The sequence below is a fragment of the Paraburkholderia sp. RCC_158 genome, assembly GCF_041355255.1.
Classification (GTDB): domain Bacteria; phylum Pseudomonadota; class Gammaproteobacteria; order Burkholderiales; family Burkholderiaceae; genus Paraburkholderia; species Paraburkholderia graminis.
In genome coordinates, this window is record NZ_JBFUPM010000013.1 from 194,171 (window position 1) to 209,802 (window position 15,632).

11 protein-coding genes are annotated in these 15,632 nt (G+C 63.4%); 8 read left to right on the top strand and 3 right to left on the bottom strand.

Going from position 1 to position 15,632, the window contains the following annotated elements; genetic code table 11:
* The first annotated feature begins 125 nt into the window (after positions 1-125).
* The 5 genes from AB6809_RS24025 to purU all read left to right on the top strand — a co-directional run bounded on the left by AB6809_RS24025 (position 126) and on the right by purU (position 5,321).
* The gene (locus tag AB6809_RS24025) at positions 126-2,129 is read left to right on the top strand and encodes a monovalent cation:proton antiporter family protein (RefSeq protein ID WP_006048020.1); all 2,004 of its coding nucleotides are present in this window, start codon (positions 126-128) and stop codon (positions 2,127-2,129) included.
* 78 nt (positions 2,130-2,207) lie between these two features.
* Complete coding sequence (locus AB6809_RS24030; protein ID WP_006048019.1) at positions 2,208-2,774, top strand: adenine phosphoribosyltransferase; 567 nt, start codon at positions 2,208-2,210, stop codon at positions 2,772-2,774.
* A gap of 61 nt (positions 2,775-2,835) precedes the next feature.
* Positions 2,836-3,450, top strand: coding sequence for a LysE family translocator (locus tag AB6809_RS24035; protein ID WP_029969708.1), 615 nt, complete (start codon positions 2,836-2,838; stop codon positions 3,448-3,450).
* 67 nt (positions 3,451-3,517) lie between these two features.
* Entirely contained in the window at positions 3,518-4,369 is an 852-nt protein-coding gene (locus tag AB6809_RS24040) for a DUF4743 domain-containing protein (protein ID WP_006048017.1), read from the top strand.
* Between the two features lie 82 nt (positions 4,370-4,451).
* Complete coding sequence (purU, locus tag AB6809_RS24045) at positions 4,452-5,321, top strand: formyltetrahydrofolate deformylase (RefSeq protein WP_006048016.1); 870 nt, start codon at positions 4,452-4,454, stop codon at positions 5,319-5,321.
* A 180-nt stretch (positions 5,322-5,501) separates the two neighbouring features.
* Here the strand turns inward: purU and AB6809_RS24050 are convergent, their stop codons facing one another.
* Positions 5,502-6,785, bottom strand: coding sequence for a PepSY domain-containing protein (locus AB6809_RS24050; RefSeq protein ID WP_171800062.1), 1,284 nt, complete (start codon positions 6,783-6,785; stop codon positions 5,502-5,504).
* 326 nt (positions 6,786-7,111) lie between these two features.
* On the opposite strand from AB6809_RS24050, the gene AB6809_RS24055 reads away from it, so the two are divergent.
* Positions 7,112-9,298 carry a TonB-dependent siderophore receptor gene (locus AB6809_RS24055; RefSeq protein WP_029969715.1) on the top strand — a complete coding sequence of 729 codons (2,187 nt, stop codon included), beginning with the start codon at positions 7,112-7,114 and terminating at the stop codon, positions 9,296-9,298.
* Between the two features lie 68 nt (positions 9,299-9,366).
* On the opposite strand, the gene AB6809_RS24060 is transcribed toward AB6809_RS24055, so the two are convergent.
* Both AB6809_RS24060 and uvrA read right to left on the bottom strand, forming a co-directional pair.
* Entirely contained in the window at positions 9,367-10,452 is a 1,086-nt protein-coding gene (locus tag AB6809_RS24060) for an AI-2E family transporter (protein ID WP_006048012.1), read from the bottom strand.
* A gap of 33 nt (positions 10,453-10,485) precedes the next feature.
* Positions 10,486-13,359, bottom strand: coding sequence for an excinuclease ABC subunit UvrA (gene uvrA, locus AB6809_RS24065; protein WP_006048011.1), 2,874 nt, complete (start codon positions 13,357-13,359; stop codon positions 10,486-10,488).
* Positions 13,360-13,603: 244 nt separating this feature from the next.
* Here uvrA and AB6809_RS24070 point away from each other — a divergent pair, with 244 nt between their 5' ends.
* Positions 13,604-14,791, top strand: a complete 1,188-nt coding sequence (locus tag AB6809_RS24070; RefSeq protein ID WP_029969720.1) for an MFS transporter — start codon at positions 13,604-13,606, stop codon at positions 14,789-14,791.
* Between the two features lie 161 nt (positions 14,792-14,952).
* A complete protein-coding gene (locus AB6809_RS24075) occupies positions 14,953-15,507 on the top strand; it encodes a single-stranded DNA-binding protein (RefSeq protein ID WP_006048009.1) in 555 nt (184 codons plus the stop codon).
* The last annotated feature ends 125 nt before the right edge of the window (positions 15,508-15,632 follow it).

Below are 15,632 nucleotides of genomic sequence, written 5' to 3' on the forward strand. Positions count from 1 at the left end.
CAAAGCCGCTGCCTCCATTGCCCGCTTTATCGCCCTGTATAACGGCCCCTCAACCTTGTCGCACGGCGTGTTCCGTGCGCGGTTCCGCTGACGAACGAGGACGCTTTACCCATGCGTTTTTGCCGATGATTTCCCCGCTGGAGATGACGCTGTTCCTGCTGCTGGCATCAGTGGCGGGCGTGGTGGTTTTTCGCTTTCTGAATCTTCCGCCGATGCTCGGCTATCTGACCGTCGGCATTCTTGTCGGGCCGAATGCGCTCGGTCTCGTTCCCGATTCGGTCGGCGCGCAGAATCTCGCCGAATTCGGCGTCGTGTTCCTGATGTTTTCCATCGGCCTCGAGTTCTCGCTTGCGAAGCTGCGCTCGATGCGCCGCCTCGTCTTCGGGCTCGGCCTGTTGCAGGTGCTCGGCACGATCGTGGTCGCGGTCTCGCTCGGTTTCGCGTTCGAGCGCTGGGTGCATATCAAGTGGCAGGCGAGCATTGCACTCGGCGGCGCGCTCGCGATGTCGTCGACGGCCATTGTCAGCAAGATGCTCGCGGAGCGCCTCGAGATCGAGACCGAGCACGGCCGCAATATCTTCGGCGTGCTGCTGTTTCAGGATCTCGCGGTGGTGCCGCTCCTCATCATCATCTCGGCGCTGGGCGGCGATTCGAAAGACCTGATGAACGCGCTCGGCATCGCGGCGATCAAGATCGTCGTCGCGTTGTCGCTGCTGTTGATCGTCGGTCAGAAGTTTATGACGCGCTGGTTCAACGTGGTCGCGCGGCGGCGCTCGCAGGAATTGTTCATTCTCAATCTGTTGCTCGTCACGCTCGGCTCGGCGTTCATCACCGACAAGTTCGGTCTTTCGCTCGCGCTCGGCGCGTTTATCGCCGGCATGCTGATCGCGGAGACGCCGTATCGTCATCAGGTGGAAGAAGACATCAAGCCGTTTCGCGACGTGCTGCTCGGGCTTTTCTTCGTCACGACCGGCATGCTGCTGAATCCGCGCGTGATCTGGGAGCATCCGTTGATCGTGCTCGGCTTCCTGATCGGGCCGACCTTGCTGAAGGCGGTGATGATCACGGGGCTTTCGCGTCTGTTCGGCGCGTCGCCGGGCGTCGCCATGCGCACGGGTCTCGGCCTCGCGCAAGCCGGCGAATTCGGCTTCGTGCTGCTGAATCTGATTCTCGACAAACATCTCGTCGACGCCACGCTGTTGCAGGCCATTCTCGCCGCGATGCTGCTCTCGATGCTCGCCGCGCCGTTCCTGATCCAGAACGCGGACCGTATCGTGCTGCGCCTGTCTTCGACCGAATGGATGATGCAGTCGCTGCAGATGACGCGCATCGCCACGCAGAGCCTGAAGCAAAGCGGCCACGTGATCATTTGCGGCTACGGCCGCGCCGGGCAGAACCTTGCGCGCATGCTCGAACATGAAGGTCTGTCGTACGTCGCGCTGGACCTCGACCCGGATCGCGTGCAAGCGGCCGCGACGGCGGGCGAATCGGTCGTGTTCGGCGATGCCGGGCGGCGCGAGTCGCTGCTTGCGGCCGGCATTCACCGCGCCGCGGCGATCGCGATCACGTATGCGAACACGCCGTCGGCATTGCGCGTGCTGCACAACATTCATGAACTCGAGCCGACCTTGCCGGTCATCGTTCGTACCGTCGACGACGCCGATCTGGAAAAGCTGCTGGCCGCAGGCGCAACCGAGGTGATTCCGGAGATTGTCGAAGGCAGCCTGATGCTCGCATCGCACACGCTGGTGGTGATGGGCGTGCCGATGCGCCGCGTGGTGCGCCGCGTCGAGGAAATGCGCGACGAGCGCTATGCGCTGCTGCGCGGCTATTTCCACGGCGCCGACGACATGGACGACGACGACGGTCACGAACAGGTGCGGCTACAATCGGTCCCGGTCGATACAAATGCCGACGCGGTCGGCCGCACGCTGGCGGAGCTGGGCCTTTACGAACTCGGTGTCGAAGTCACGGCGATTCGCCGGCACGGCATTCGCGGTGTGGAGCCCGATCCGTCGACCAAGCTGCGCGCGAGCGACATCGTCGTGTTGCGCGGCTTGCCGGAGCAACTGGCGCAGGCCGAGGAGCGGCTCTCGAAACACCGCCGCGCGGGCGCCGCCGCGGCATAGCGAATGCGCGGCACGGTCCGCGCGTTCAGCATCGATTCAGCTTTTCATTGGGCCTTACGCGGTCCATCCGGAGACATCATGTCAAACGCGCTTGCGAGCGCGCCGCTCGACGCGGCCGACTACATCAAGAGCCACATTCGCACGGTTCAGGACTGGCCGCAGGCCGGCGTGCAGTTTCGCGACATCACGCCGCTGTTGCGCGAGCCGAGGTCGCTGCGTGTGCTGATCGACCTGTTCGTGCAGCGTTATATCGACGCCAAGCTCGACTACATCGCGGGGCTTGACGCGCGTGGGTTCATCATCGGGCCGATTCTCGCCTATGAGCTGAACCTCGGCTTCATTCCGATCCGTAAGGAGGGCAAACTGCCCTACAAGCGCGCGTCGCAATCGTACGAGCTCGAATACGGCACGGCCACCGTGGAAATTCACGAGGACGCGTGCAAGCCGGGCGACCGCGTGTTGATCGTCGACGATCTGATCGCGACCGGCGGCACGATGATGGCCGGCAAGATTCTGCTCGAGCGGCTCGGCGCGGTCGTCGTTGAAGGCGCGGCGATTATCGACTTGCCCGAGCTTGGCGGCTCGAAGCTGCTCGCGGGCGGCGGTCTGCCGCTTTATACCGTGACGAGTTTCGACGGTCATTGAGCGCGGCGCCACGCCGCTGTGTGCGCCTTGCTGTCCGCATAAAGAAAGGTAGGTAAGAACGATGCCCAACTTCGCCTTGTTCCTCGCCACGTCGATTGCGATCACGATGGCGCCCGGTCCCGACAATCTGCAAGTGCTCGCGCGCGGCATCTCGCAGGGCCGCGCCGCGGGTCTCGTCGCGGCGCTCGGCTTTGCGACGGGCATCACGTTCCACACGACACTGGCCGCGCTCGGCGTGGCTGCGTTGCTGCGCTCGTCGCCGCTCGCGTTTGAGGCCATCAAACTGGCCGGCGCCGCGTATCTCGTGTGGATCGGCATCAAGGCGCTGCGCAGCCAGGGCCTCGCGACCGCTCACGAACGCGCGCCGCAACCGTTGATGACCGTGTTCCGTCAAAGCGTGCTCGGCAATCTGCTCAATCCGAAAGTGACGCTGTTCTTTGTCGTGTTCCTGCCGCAATTCGTGCAGACCGGCGGTGCACAAAGCGTCACGGTGCAGATGCTGGAACTCGGCGCGCTTTTCATGTTGCAGACGCTTGTGGTGTTTTCGCTGTTCGGCGTGTGCGCGGGAATGATCGGCGGATGGTTGAGGCGCCGGCCGCGCGTGGGCGTGTGGCTCGACCGTCTTGCGGGCGCGACCTTTATCGCGCTCGGCATTCGCGTCGCGCTGCGCGACTAATCAGCTACGCGGCTGACGACGTGCCGCACTTGTCGTCCAGCCTCGCTGGAAAAATGTGGAGTGTCGAATGAGTTTGCCTTGCCTCGTTGCCGCGCGCCGCTTCGATGCTCACGCGCATCTGCCGTTCTGGATCGACGCAGAGCAGGTCGGCTGGATTCGTTCGGACGACGTACGTTTGCTCGCGCGCTGGCCCGACGTGTTCGAGATCGACGATGCGCGCGTGAAGCTCGCGCCGGCCTTCAACACAGTCGATCTGCGCAGCGCGGCGCTCGGTTCGGTGATCGGCGCGCTTGCCGCCGACGGGCGCATTCCAGGCTGGCGCAACGAGACCTACGCGATCCGCAATGCGTTCGACGCGCGGCCGCTTGCGTACATCGAGCGCGCGGCGTCGCGCTTCTTCGGCACGATGACGTACGCGGTGCATCTGAACGGCGTCGTAGAATATGCGGACGGCGGCGCGCCGGGATTGTGGATCGCGCGCCGCAGCGACACCAAGGCGACCGATCCCGGCATGCTCGACAATGTCGTGGCGGGCGGAATCGGCTGGGGTTTCAGCGTCGAGACGACGATCGTCAAGGAATGCTGGGAAGAAGCCGGCATTCCCGAGGAAATCGCCGTGCGCGCCGTGGCGGGGCGCACCGCTTATGTGCTGCAATCGTTGCCGGAAGGCACACAGGCCGAGCAGATTTTCATCTACGACCTCGCGCTGCCGGCCGATTTTGCGCCGCGTAATCAGGACGGCGAAGTCGGTGAGCATCGCCTTGCCCGCATCGACGAAGTGGCGCGCTGGATCGAGGAAGGTGCAATGACCGTCGACGCGAGTCTCGCCACGCTCGACTGCCTGCTGCGTCGCCGCTGGATCGACGAAGAGGCATGCCAGGGAATAGAGGCGCTGTTTACGCCGCCCATAATGGGTTGACAGCAGCGCGGCGCGAGACGCCTGGCGTTGAAACCAGCGACACCGAACAAACCACGCATTGAAGAAGGGAGTCACCCAGGTCATGTCGACCGATCACAGCTTTATCCTCAAACTGTCGTGCGCCGATCGGCCCGGCATCGTCCACGCCGTGTCGGGCTTTCTGTTCGAGCGCGGCAGCAATATTCTCGACTCCGCGCAGTTCGGCGACAGCCGCACCGGCGAGTTCTTCATGCGCGTGCATTTCCAGCAGGTGGGCGGCGATCCGGGGCTCGACGCACTGCGCGTGTCGTTTGCGACGCTCGCCGAGCAGTTCGGCATGAACTGGGAGTTGCACGATGCATCGGTGAAGCCGCGCGTCGTGATCATGGTGTCGAAGATCGGCCATTGCCTGAACGACCTGCTGTTCCGCTACCGCACCGGTCAGTTGAACATCGAGATTCCGGCGATCATTTCGAACCACAAGGAGTTCTATCAGCTCGCCGCGAGCTACGACATTCCGTTCCATCATTTTCCGCTGCTGGGCGGCACGCCCGAGGCCAAGGCGGCGCAGGAAGCGCGCGTGCTCGAAGTGATCGACGAGCATCAGGCGGATCTCGTCGTGCTCGCGCGCTACATGCAGATTTTGTCGCCGAAGCTGTGCGAAGCGCTCGCCGGACGCGCGATCAATATTCATCACTCGTTCCTGCCGAGCTTCAAGGGCGCGAAGCCGTATTACCAGGCGTTCGACCGCGGCGTGAAGCTGATCGGCGCAACCGCGCACTACGTGACGACCGATCTGGACGAAGGTCCGATCATCGAGCAGGAAGTGGAGCGCGTGGACCACAGCATGACGCCGGAGCAGTTGACGGCGATTGGCCGCGACGTCGAATGCGTGACGCTCGCGCGCGCGGTGAAGTGGCACGTCGAGCATCGGGTGGTGTTGAACGGGAGTAAGACGGTGGTGTTTCGGTAGGAGGTTGGGGCCGCGGCCGCGGCTCGGCGTGATGTTGAGCGTCGCGGCGGCGCACCTTCGTTGTAGTTGATGTGAAGCCGGTGCGTTTCGCACAATGCGTACGAACGTGTTAACGATGCGCACTGCCAAGGCGTGGCGCTTGAAGATGCCGCCGCGATGAATTGCTCTCCTCCCGCCGCCTTATTCCGACGCCACTTCTTCTCGTGACCGCTCCGGCATCCGGTCGGCGTTGCGCGCGACTGGCGCTCTCTGAGTTTCCTCCACGCTCTGAGCCTTCCTCGCCTTCACCGCCGCCCCTCGGCGCGCATTCAGCTTCCTTAGCCAGATCAGCAATCCAGTCGCGCTCAGCATGGCCACTGCGACCCCGACCGCGCTAATCAGTATCCGCCCGCCGACACCGAGAATACGACCCGAATGCAGCGGAAATTGAACCTGCATGAAGATGTCGCCGGCCGTGCCCTTGCCGGGAATCTGCTTGCCGAGCAGTTTGCCGGTGGCCGCGTCCCAGTACATCCACGGGTTGCCGAGGCCCATGTCGCCGTGATCGTTGCCCGTCTCGTAGAAGCCGACGCCGTAGGTGTGCAGGAACTCCGCGTAGTAGATGCCGCCCGGCGGCACGGCGATGTGCTGCGCCTTGCCGGCTTCTTCGGCGAGCTGCACGATGCGCTCGCGACTGAGCACGCCGTCGCCGGGCTTGGGCGCGCGGACGATCTCGGGATTGTTGATCGGGTCCGGCGTGAGCGTCGAAAACATCGACACGATGGGGCGCACAACGGGTGCGGCGAGATTCATCGACACCGACGTCAGCGCGACGATCATGAGCAGGCCCCAGATCCACACGCCGCCTGAGCGATGCAGGTCGAATGTGAGCGCATAGCCGCCGCGCCCGAAGCGGAACGCGAGCGACTTGCGCCACGCCTTGAGACTCGGAAACGACAGGCCGAGCGCAATGATGCTGTCGAACAGCCAGACGATGCCGACCACGCCCATCAGCCAGACGCCGACATCGACGCCGCCGGTAAACGGCAAATGCAGCGTGTAGTGCAGCTTGTAAATGAACGGAATCAGGTTGATGCGCGACAGGGAAAAGGCGCCCCATTCGCGGCGCCCCTGCACGTCGCCGGTGGCGGGATCGACGGCGATCTGGTTGAAGTCCAGCTTGTACGGCGCTCGCGTGGCCGGCTCGATGCGCGGAAGCACCATCATCTGCAACGTATGACCGGGCTCGGCCGCGAGCGGCAGATACGTCACTTGCACGCGCGGATCGGCGGCCTCGACGCGCCGCGCCAGTTCCAGCCCCGACAACGCCGGCCCTGGCGTGCGCGCCTCGAAGAAGGACGGGTTGAGCGCGGCGTCGAGTTCGTGATCCCACGCGATCACCGCGCCGGTCAATCCCGCGACGATCAGAAACAGCGCCGTGGCCACGCCGAACCAGCGATGCAGGCGAACGAACTGGCGCCTCATGAGCGGGCCAACGAAAGCAAGAAAAAATCCGGGGGACGTGTCACTGCGAGAGTCGGCGCGTAAATGGGAATTGTTCGCATCTTAAGCGACGCACGTTGTCGGCGGCAAGTTCTCTGAAAGGTTTGCTAAGGCGATAGTTGCTGCGACGCGTCAAAACCCGTTGAAGTCCCACTGCATAAGGCTTGGCCCACCGTCCGCGCGTGCCAAGTGCGGCAAAATGTCGCATGAAGGGGCTTACAATCCGCATAGTTTTTCGGCATCATCCCGTCCCGTGTAATGGGAATGATTCTCATTCGTTAAGTGAATCACCGACGACGGGAAAGGGAATGAACAAACATAACGGGGAAGCGCGTCCACAGAAAACGCGCACGAAGCGTCGATTGCACTGGGCCGCGTGCCTGGCGCTGACGGCCACTCAGGCGGCGCTCGCACAGTCAGTGCCGCCGGCGTCGACACCAGCGTCGCCATCGGCATCGGCGGATAGCGAAGACAAGGCGCTGCCGACGGTCAAAGTCACTGCGGCGCAGGACACCACGCAGCATCTGAAAGAGGACGTCGGCAGCGGAGCGCTCGGCACGCGTTCGCAACTCGATACGCCGTTTTCGACGACCGTCGTGACGAGCGAGGAGTTGCAGGATCGCCAGCCGTCGAAACTCGGCGACGTGTTCGCCACCGACGCCTCCGTGTCCGACAACGGCAACGCGTACAACGCGTGGGCCACGTATCTGACGGTGCGCGGCATGCAGCTCGACTGGCAGTCGGGTTTCAAAATCGACGGCATGCCGTTCAACAGCTACGGCATCACGATGCCGTACGAGCAGCTCGAAAAAGTCGAGTTGCTGAAAGGCCTGACCGGCTTCATGTACGGCTTCGGCGCGCCGGGCGGCGTCGTCAACTACGTGACGAAGAAGCCGCCGGTCTCGACGACGCCCGTGCGCAGCGTCGACGTCGGCTATTACACGGACGGCGTCTGGACCGAGCACGCGGACCTCGGCGGCCGCGTCGGCCCCAACGGCATGTTCGGCTATCGCCTGAACGCGACGCACGAGGAAGGCAAAACCTATAACGACGGCAACGTGCGGCGCGATTCGGTTTCGGTCGCGCTCGACGCCCGCATCACGCGCGACCTCAAGGCCACCTTCGGCGCGCTGTATCAGGAGCGCCATTCCACCGGCATCACCGGTTCGATTTCGACGGCGCAATACACCGGCACGTCGCTCCCGCATACGATCAGCGGCGGCACCGGCGACCTGTCCGGTCCCGACCAGCATCTGAATACGAACCTGCAGCTGTACACGGCGGGGCTTCAGTACAACCTCGGCGAGAACTGGACGCTCAATGCGAGCTACAGCTACAGCAAGAGCTCGCGCGATCGCAACGAAAGCACGTACTACCTGCTGAACGGCGCGGGCGATTACACCGACAGCCGTTTCGCCGGCAAGGAAGGGCATCAGTTGAGCTTGTGGCAGGTGTCGGCGGAAGGCCAGGTGAAGACCGGACCGCTGCAGCATCAACTCGTATTCGGCGCCGCGTATCAGCGGCAGACGAACGACTACGGCGCGAACAGCTTCTTCGGGCAGATCGGCACGGGCAACATCTACCAGCCGAATACGAATACGTTCGGCGGCGCGTCGAACTACTACACGTATCGCGACAGCGACATCACGCAGAAGGCGCTGTTCGCGAGCGACACCATCCAGTTGACGCAGCGTTGGTCGGTGCTCGGCGGTGTGCGGTACACGAACTACGAGCAGCACGGCTACTCGACCAGCGGCGCCACGACGTCGACGTACAGCCAGAACGGCGTGGTCACGCCGACCGTCGCGGTCATGTTCAAGCTCGCGCCGACCACGACGCTTTACACGAGCTACGTCGAGTCACTGGAAGCGGGCACGGTGGTCGGCGACACGTATGCAAACCGCGGCGAGCTGCTCAAGCCGTTGCGCAGCAAGCAGTACGAAGTCGGCATCAAGACGGAGCAGGGACGCTGGAGCGCGACGGCCGCGCTGTTCCGCATCGAACGCGGCGCGGCTTACGCGAACAGCGCGAACGTCTACACGCAGGACGGCGAGTCGATCTTCCAGGGCATCGAGATGGGCGGCGACGTGCGTCTCGGCAGCCACTGGAATGTCGGCGGCGATCTCATGTGGATCAATACGAAGTACGAGCGCGGCGCGGCCAACAACGGCAATCGCGTGGCGGGTGCGCCGCAGTTCGTCGTCGCCGGTCATGCGACTTACTCGGTGCCGTACGTGCCGGGTCTGCGCATCGGCGCGGACGCCAAGTTCACGGGCAATACGAACGTGCGGCCGTCGTCGAATCTGAACGCGCCGGGCTATATGCTCGTGAACCTCGGCGCGAGCTACGCGACGCGAATAGGCGGCTACGACGTGACGTTCCGCGCGGCCATCGACAACCTGCTCAACCGCCGTTACTGGGAATACCAGTACGCGGATTACGTGACGCCGGGCGATCCGCGCACGCTGTCACTGAACGCGCGCATCGACTTCTGACGATGAAAAAAAAAACGGCACCGCGGTGCCGTTTTCCTTGCCTGCGAGCCGAGCGGCGCGCAACGAACCTAAACCAGCCTCAGATAAATCAGCTCACGCTTGATATACGCATAGAAGATCGGGGCGGCGACCACGCCCGGTAGACCGAACGCGGCTTCCATGACCAGCATCGCCACGAGCAGTTCCCACGCGCGCGCCTCGATCTGTCCGCCGACGATCCGCGCGTTCAGGAAGTACTCGAGCTTGTGGATCAGGATCAGAAACGCGAGCGACATGACCGCGGCAGGAAAGCTGACCGACAGCGCGACCGCCACGATAATCGTGTTCGAAATCAGATTGCCGATGACCGGCAGCAAGCCGACGATGAACGTGATCAGCACCAGCGTTTTCGACAGCGGCAACTGGTCGTGAAACATGGGCAGCACGACCAGCAGGAAGATGCCGGTGAATACCGCGTTGATCGCGGAGATTTTCACTTGCGCGAAAACAATGCGGCGAAACGCGTCGGCGAAACGCGTCACGCGCGTGACGAACGCCGTGGACAGCGGCAGCCGCTGCATATGCTTCTGCGCGCTGACCGCGATAATCGCGCCGATGATCATGCCGATCAGGATGTGCGTGAACGCGCGCGCCGCCGTCTTGCCGCTTTGCTGGAGCATGTTCGCGTGCGTCTGCATCAGCTCGCCGGCCTTGGCTTTCATCTGCTCGGTGTCGACCGGCAGAGAGCTCGCGATGAATTGCGGAATCCGGCCGCGCGCCTGATCGATCAGTTGCATCGCCTGGTCGAGCAGCTTCTGCACGCTCGGCACGTCGTTCTCGAAGTGCTCGATGACGCCGAGCGTGAGGCCCGTGAGCGCGCCGACGATCACCGTCGAGAGAATCACGACCGCCAGCCAGCGCGCCCGCCCGCTCGACATATGCCGCTCGATGCGCGGCGCGATGGTATGCACGAGCTGGAACACCAGCAGCCCGGCGAGCAGCGCGCCGAGCAGCCGGAGCTGGATCACCGCCCACATGCCGAACAGCATCAGCACATAGCTGCCGATCTCGACCGCCGAGAGTTTCGGCAGGCTCATATTGCTGGTCAGCCTGACCGGGCGTGGGCGCAGGTCCTGCACTTGCCCTTCTTCGCTCGCCTGATTCCGCTTGGCCATGGCTTATCCGTCTCCAACCCGTGTTGTGCAGCGTTACTTTTTACTGGCCGCGCGTTTCAGCAAAGGCGCCAGGTATCTACCGGTAAAACTTGCTTTGGACTTCGCGATCTGCTCGGGCGTGCCTTGCGCGATGATCTGGCCGCCGCCCGCGCCGCCTTCCGGACCCATGTCGATGACCCAGTCGGCAGTTTTGATTACATCGAGATTATGCTCGATGATCACGACGGTATTACCCTGGTCGCGTAACCGATGAATAACTTCCAGCAGCAGCGCAATGTCATGAAAGTGCAACCCGGTCGTGGGTTCGTCGAGAATGTATAGCGTGCGACCGGTATCACGCTTGCTCAGTTCCAGAGATAGTTTGACGCGCTGCGCCTCGCCGCCCGACAGCGTGGTCGCCGACTGCCCCAGCCGGATATAGCCGAGGCCCACGTCGAGCAAGGTTTTCAGCTTGCGCGCGACGACCGGCACCGGCCTGAAGAACTCGTACGCATGCTCGACGGTCATGTCGAGCACTTCGCTGATGTTCTTGCCTTTGTACTGCACGTCGAGCGTTTCGCGGTTGTAGCGCTTGCCGTGGCAGACGTCGCAAGGCACGTACACGTCCGGCAGAAAGTGCATTTCGACCTTCAGCACGCCATCGCCCTGACAGGACTCGCAGCGCCCGCCCTTCACGTTGAACGAGAAACGCCCCGGGTCGTAGCCGCGCTCCTTGGCGGCGGGGACGCCCGCGAACAGTTCGCGGATCGGCGTGAAGAGGCCCGTGTAAGTGGCCGGATTGGAGCGCGGCGTGCGGCCGATCGGCGACTGGTCGACGTTGATCACCTTGTCGAAATGCTCCAGTCCCTCGATCGACTCGTACGGCGCGGGCTCCGTGGACGACCCGTAAAGGTGATGCGCGACCGCCTGATACAGCGTGTCGTTGATGAGCGTGGATTTGCCCGAGCCGGATACGCCGGTCACGCACGTCAGCAGCCCGACCGGCAGATCGAGCGTGACGTGCCGCAGATTGTTGCCGTGCGCCTCGACGATGCGCAGATGCCGCTCGTCCGGGTCCTTGCGCTCGTCCGGATACTCGATGGTGCGCGCGCCGGACATGTACTGCCCCGTCATCGAAGCCGCGTTGGCCTGCACCTGCTTGGGCGTGCCCTCGGCGATCACCATGCCGCCATGCTCGCCCGCGCCCGGACCCATGTCGACCACGTAGTCGGCCATGCGGATCATGTCTTCGTCGTGCTCGACCACGATCACCGAGTTGCCCAGATCGCGCAGATGCTTGAGCGTGGAGATCAGCCGGTCGTTGTCGCGCTGATGCAGTCCGATGGACGGCTCGTCGAGCACGTACATCACGCCGGTAAGGCCGGAGCCGATCTGCGACGCGAGGCGAATGCGTTGCGCCTCGCCGCCCGACAGCGTTTCGGCGCTGCGTTCGAGCGACAGATAATCGAGCCCGACGTTGTTCAGGAACATGAGCCGCGCGACGATTTCCTTGATGACCTTGTCGGCGATCTCGCGCTTCGAGCCTTCGAGGCGCAGCGTCTGGAAGTAGCCGAGCGCATCGCGCAACGGCCAGCCGCTGATTTCGTAGATGCCGCGCGCGTCGCCGTCCGCGCCGATCCGCACGAAGCGCGCTTCGCGGCGCAGCCGCGTGCCCGCGCACGCGGGGCAGGGCTGATTGTTCTGGTACTTGGCGAGTTCCTCGCGCACCGCGGCTGAATCCGTTTCGCGGTAACGCCGTTCGAGATTCGGAATGATGCCTTCGAACACGTGCTCGCGGACCGACGCGCGCCCGCGCTCGTTGATGTACGAGAACGGAATTTCCTGCTTGCCCGAGCCGAACAGCAGGATCTTGCGGACCTTTTCCGGCAGGTCTTCGACGGCGGTGTCGATGTCGAAATCGTAGAACGCCGCGAGGCTTTGCAGCATCTGGAAGTAGAACTGGTTGCGCCGGTCCCAGCCCTTCACCGCGCCCGCCGCGAGCGACAGCGACGGATGCGCGACCACCCGCTTCGGATCGAAGAAAGTAATCTGGCCGAGGCCGTCGCATTCGGGGCACGCGCCCATCGGATTGTTGAACGAGAAGAGCCGCGGCTCCAGTTCCTGAAGCGAATACGAGCAGATCGGGCACGCGAACTTGGAACTGAACAGATGCTGCTTGTCCGTGTCCATTTCGAGCGCGATCGCGCGGCCGTCGGCGAGACGCAGCGCGGTTTCGAACGATTCCGCGAGACGCTGCTTCATGTCGGGACGCACCTTCAGGCGGTCCACGACCACGTCGATGGTGTGCTTGTCGTTCTTCTTCAGCTTCGGCAGCGAGTCGACGTCGTAGATCTTCGCGGCGCCTTCGTTGGCCGTGCCGCCGCCCGAGCGCACACGGAAACGGATGAAGCCCTGCGCCTGCATTTCCTCGAACAGTTCGACGTGCTCGCCCTTGCGGTCGGCCACGACCGGCGCGAGGATCATCAGCTTCGTTTCGTCGGGCAACGCGAGCGCCGCGTCGACCATTTGCGACACGCTTTGCGCCTCGAGCGGGATTTCGTGGTCCGGGCAATAGGGCGTGCCGACGCGTGCGAACAATAGCCGCAGGTAGTCGTGAATCTCGGTGACGGTGCCGACCGTCGAACGCGGGTTATGCGAGGTAGCCTTCTGCTCGATCGAGATGGCCGGCGACAGGCCCTCGATCAGATCGACATCGGGCTTTTCCATCAATTGCAGGAATTGACGCGCGTAGGCCGACAGGCTTTCGACGTAGCGCCGCTGTCCTTCCGCGTAGAGCGTGTCGAACGCGAGCGACGATTTCCCCGAGCCGGAAAGACCGGTAATAACGACGAGCTTGTGACGTGGTAGGTCGAGATTGACGTTCTTCAGGTTGTGGGTGCGAGCCCCACGAATACGGATTTGTTCCACGGATTTATTCCATGAACTGCGGAAAGAGGAAGAGGCTAAACCTGCTACTATAACGACTTTTCAAGGCCGCCGTTACGGCTTCCTGACGGCCTCAACAAGGCCTTAGGCGTGCTGTAAGACTGCGGCCAGGCGCTGCGGCAAAAATCTAACTGGGGCCGTTTTCCGTCAGTGCAAGGCGTCTCCCGGGAAAGCCGTCCGGCCGTGCTGCCCGGTCCGCGACCAGCTCATTCAAAGAACGCTTCCGATGTCCAATCCGTCCGCCACATCTTCACGCATGAGCGCGCCTGAACTGCGCGCGACCGTGTCGCTTGCCGCCATCTTCGCGCTGCGCATGCTCGGTCTCTTCATGATCATGCCGGTGTTCTCCATCTACGCGAAGACGATTCCCGGCGGTGACAACGTGCTGCTCGTCGGCATCGCGCTCGGCGCGTACGGCGTCACGCAGTCGATGCTGTATATCTTCTACGGCTGGGTCTCCGACAAGGTGGGCCGCAAGCCGGTCATCGCGACGGGGCTCCTGATCTTCGCGCTCGGCAGCTTCGTCGCGGCGGGCGCGCACGACATGACGTGGATCATCGTCGGCCGGGTGATTCAGGGCATGGGCGCGGTGTCGTCGGCGGTGATTGCTTTTATTGCCGACCTCACCGCGGAAGAGCACCGCACGAAGGCGATGGCGATGGTCGGCGGCAGCATCGGCATGTCGTTCGCGGTGGCGATTGTCGGCGCGCCGATCGTCTTTCATTGGGTCGGCATGAGCGGGCTGTTCACGCTGGTCGGCGTGTTTTCGATCCTGGCCGTGGGCGTCGTGCTGTGGGTCGTGCCCGATGCGCCGAAGCCCGTGCATGTGCGCGCGCCGTTCGCCGAAGTGCTGCACAACGTCGAACTGCTGCGCCTGAATTTCGGCGTGCTCGTTTTGCACGCCACTCAAACGGCATTGTTCCTCGTGGTGCCGCGCATTCTCGAAGCGGGCGGCCTGCCGGTCGCGTCGCACTGGAAGGTGTATTTGCCCGTCATGGGACTCTCGTTCGTGATGATGGTGCCGGCGATCATCGCCGCGGAAAAGCGCGGACAGATGAAAACCGTGCTGCTCTCTGCGATCGCTCTTATCCTGTTCGGACAGTTGTTATTGGGCGTCGCTCCGCATACGATTCTGAGTGTGGCGGCCATCCTCTTTGTGTACTTTCTCGGCTTCAATATTCTCGAGGCGTCGCAGCCTTCGCTGGTGTCGAAACTGGCGCCGGGCAACCGCAAGGGCGCGGCTGCCGGCGTGTACAACACGACGCAGTCCATCGGTCTCGCGTTGGGCGGCATGATCGGCGGCTGGCTGTTGAAAGTGGATGGCCCCAGCACGGTGTTTTTTGCGTGCTCGGGGCTCGTCTTATGCTGGCTTATAATCGCCGCAAAGATGAAACAGCCGCCGCGCAAGGCCTGAAGAATTTCGCGGCGCACGCAGCACATTCGGGGCCTATCCCGGCATCACCCAGAACTCACCCGGCGGCGGGCAGAGGCGCATTCCGATCCACGGCCCGCAGGCCATGAGACGCGAACCGCGAATTGCCGCGCCGCCCGACATGGAATCAACAGGAGAAACTCATGGCATCCGTGAACAAGGTCATTCTCGTCGGCAATCTCGGAGCCGATCCGGAAGTCCGTTATCTTCCGAGCGGCGACGCAGTGGCGAATATCCGCCTTGCCACGACGGATCGGTACAAGGACAAGGCATCCGGCGAGATGAAGGAAGCCACCGAATGGCATCGCGTGTCGTTCTTCGGCCGCCTCGCGGAGATCGTGTCCGAATATTTGAAGAAAGGCTCGTCGGTCTATCTGGAAGGACGTATTCGCACCCGCAAGTGGCAGGCGCAGGACGGCACCGACCGTTACTCGACGGAAATCGTCGCCGAGCAGATGCAAATGCTCGGCGGCCGCGGCGGCTCGATGGGCGGCGGCGATGAAGGCGGCTATAGCCGCGGCGAGCCGTCGGAGCGCAGCGGTGGTGGCGGTGGCGGCGGCCGTGCGATGTCGGGCGGCGGTTCGCGTGGCGGCAGCGGCGGTGGCGCTGGTGCTGGCGGCGGCGGTGGTGGTTCCAGCCGTCCGAGCGCGCCGGCCGGCGGTGGGTTCGATGAGATGGATGACGATATTCCGTTCTGATCGGCCCGTAGCGCAAAGCCAGCAAAACCCCGCTTCCTCAGCGGGGTTTTTTCTTTGTGCGCCCAGCATGGGCGCAATCTTGTGGGTGCAAGTCCCATCGTGAGTTGACCACAGCGAACGAAGTG

Bases quoted from the DNA above. Each gene is read 5' to 3' on its own strand.
- AB6809_RS24050 (WP_171800062.1), bottom strand. From the start codon at position 6,785: ATGAGGCGCCAGTTCGTTCGCCTGCATCGCTGGTTCGGCGTGGCCACG.
- AB6809_RS24075 (WP_006048009.1), top strand. From the start codon at position 14,953: ATGGCATCCGTGAACAAGGTCATTCTCGTCGGCAATCTCGGAGCCGAT.
- AB6809_RS24055 (WP_029969715.1), top strand. From the start codon at position 7,112: ATGAACAAACATAACGGGGAAGCGCGTCCACAGAAAACGCGCACGAAG.
- AB6809_RS24035 (WP_029969708.1), top strand. From the start codon at position 2,836: ATGCCCAACTTCGCCTTGTTCCTCGCCACGTCGATTGCGATCACGATG.
- AB6809_RS24040 (WP_006048017.1), top strand. From the start codon at position 3,518: ATGAGTTTGCCTTGCCTCGTTGCCGCGCGCCGCTTCGATGCTCACGCG.
- AB6809_RS24025 (WP_006048020.1), top strand. From the start codon at position 126: ATGATTTCCCCGCTGGAGATGACGCTGTTCCTGCTGCTGGCATCAGTG.
- AB6809_RS24070 (WP_029969720.1), top strand. From the start codon at position 13,604: ATGTCCAATCCGTCCGCCACATCTTCACGCATGAGCGCGCCTGAACTG.
- purU (WP_006048016.1), top strand. From the start codon at position 4,452: ATGTCGACCGATCACAGCTTTATCCTCAAACTGTCGTGCGCCGATCGG.
- AB6809_RS24060 (WP_006048012.1), bottom strand. From the start codon at position 10,452: ATGGCCAAGCGGAATCAGGCGAGCGAAGAAGGGCAAGTGCAGGACCTG.
- AB6809_RS24030 (WP_006048019.1), top strand. From the start codon at position 2,208: ATGTCAAACGCGCTTGCGAGCGCGCCGCTCGACGCGGCCGACTACATC.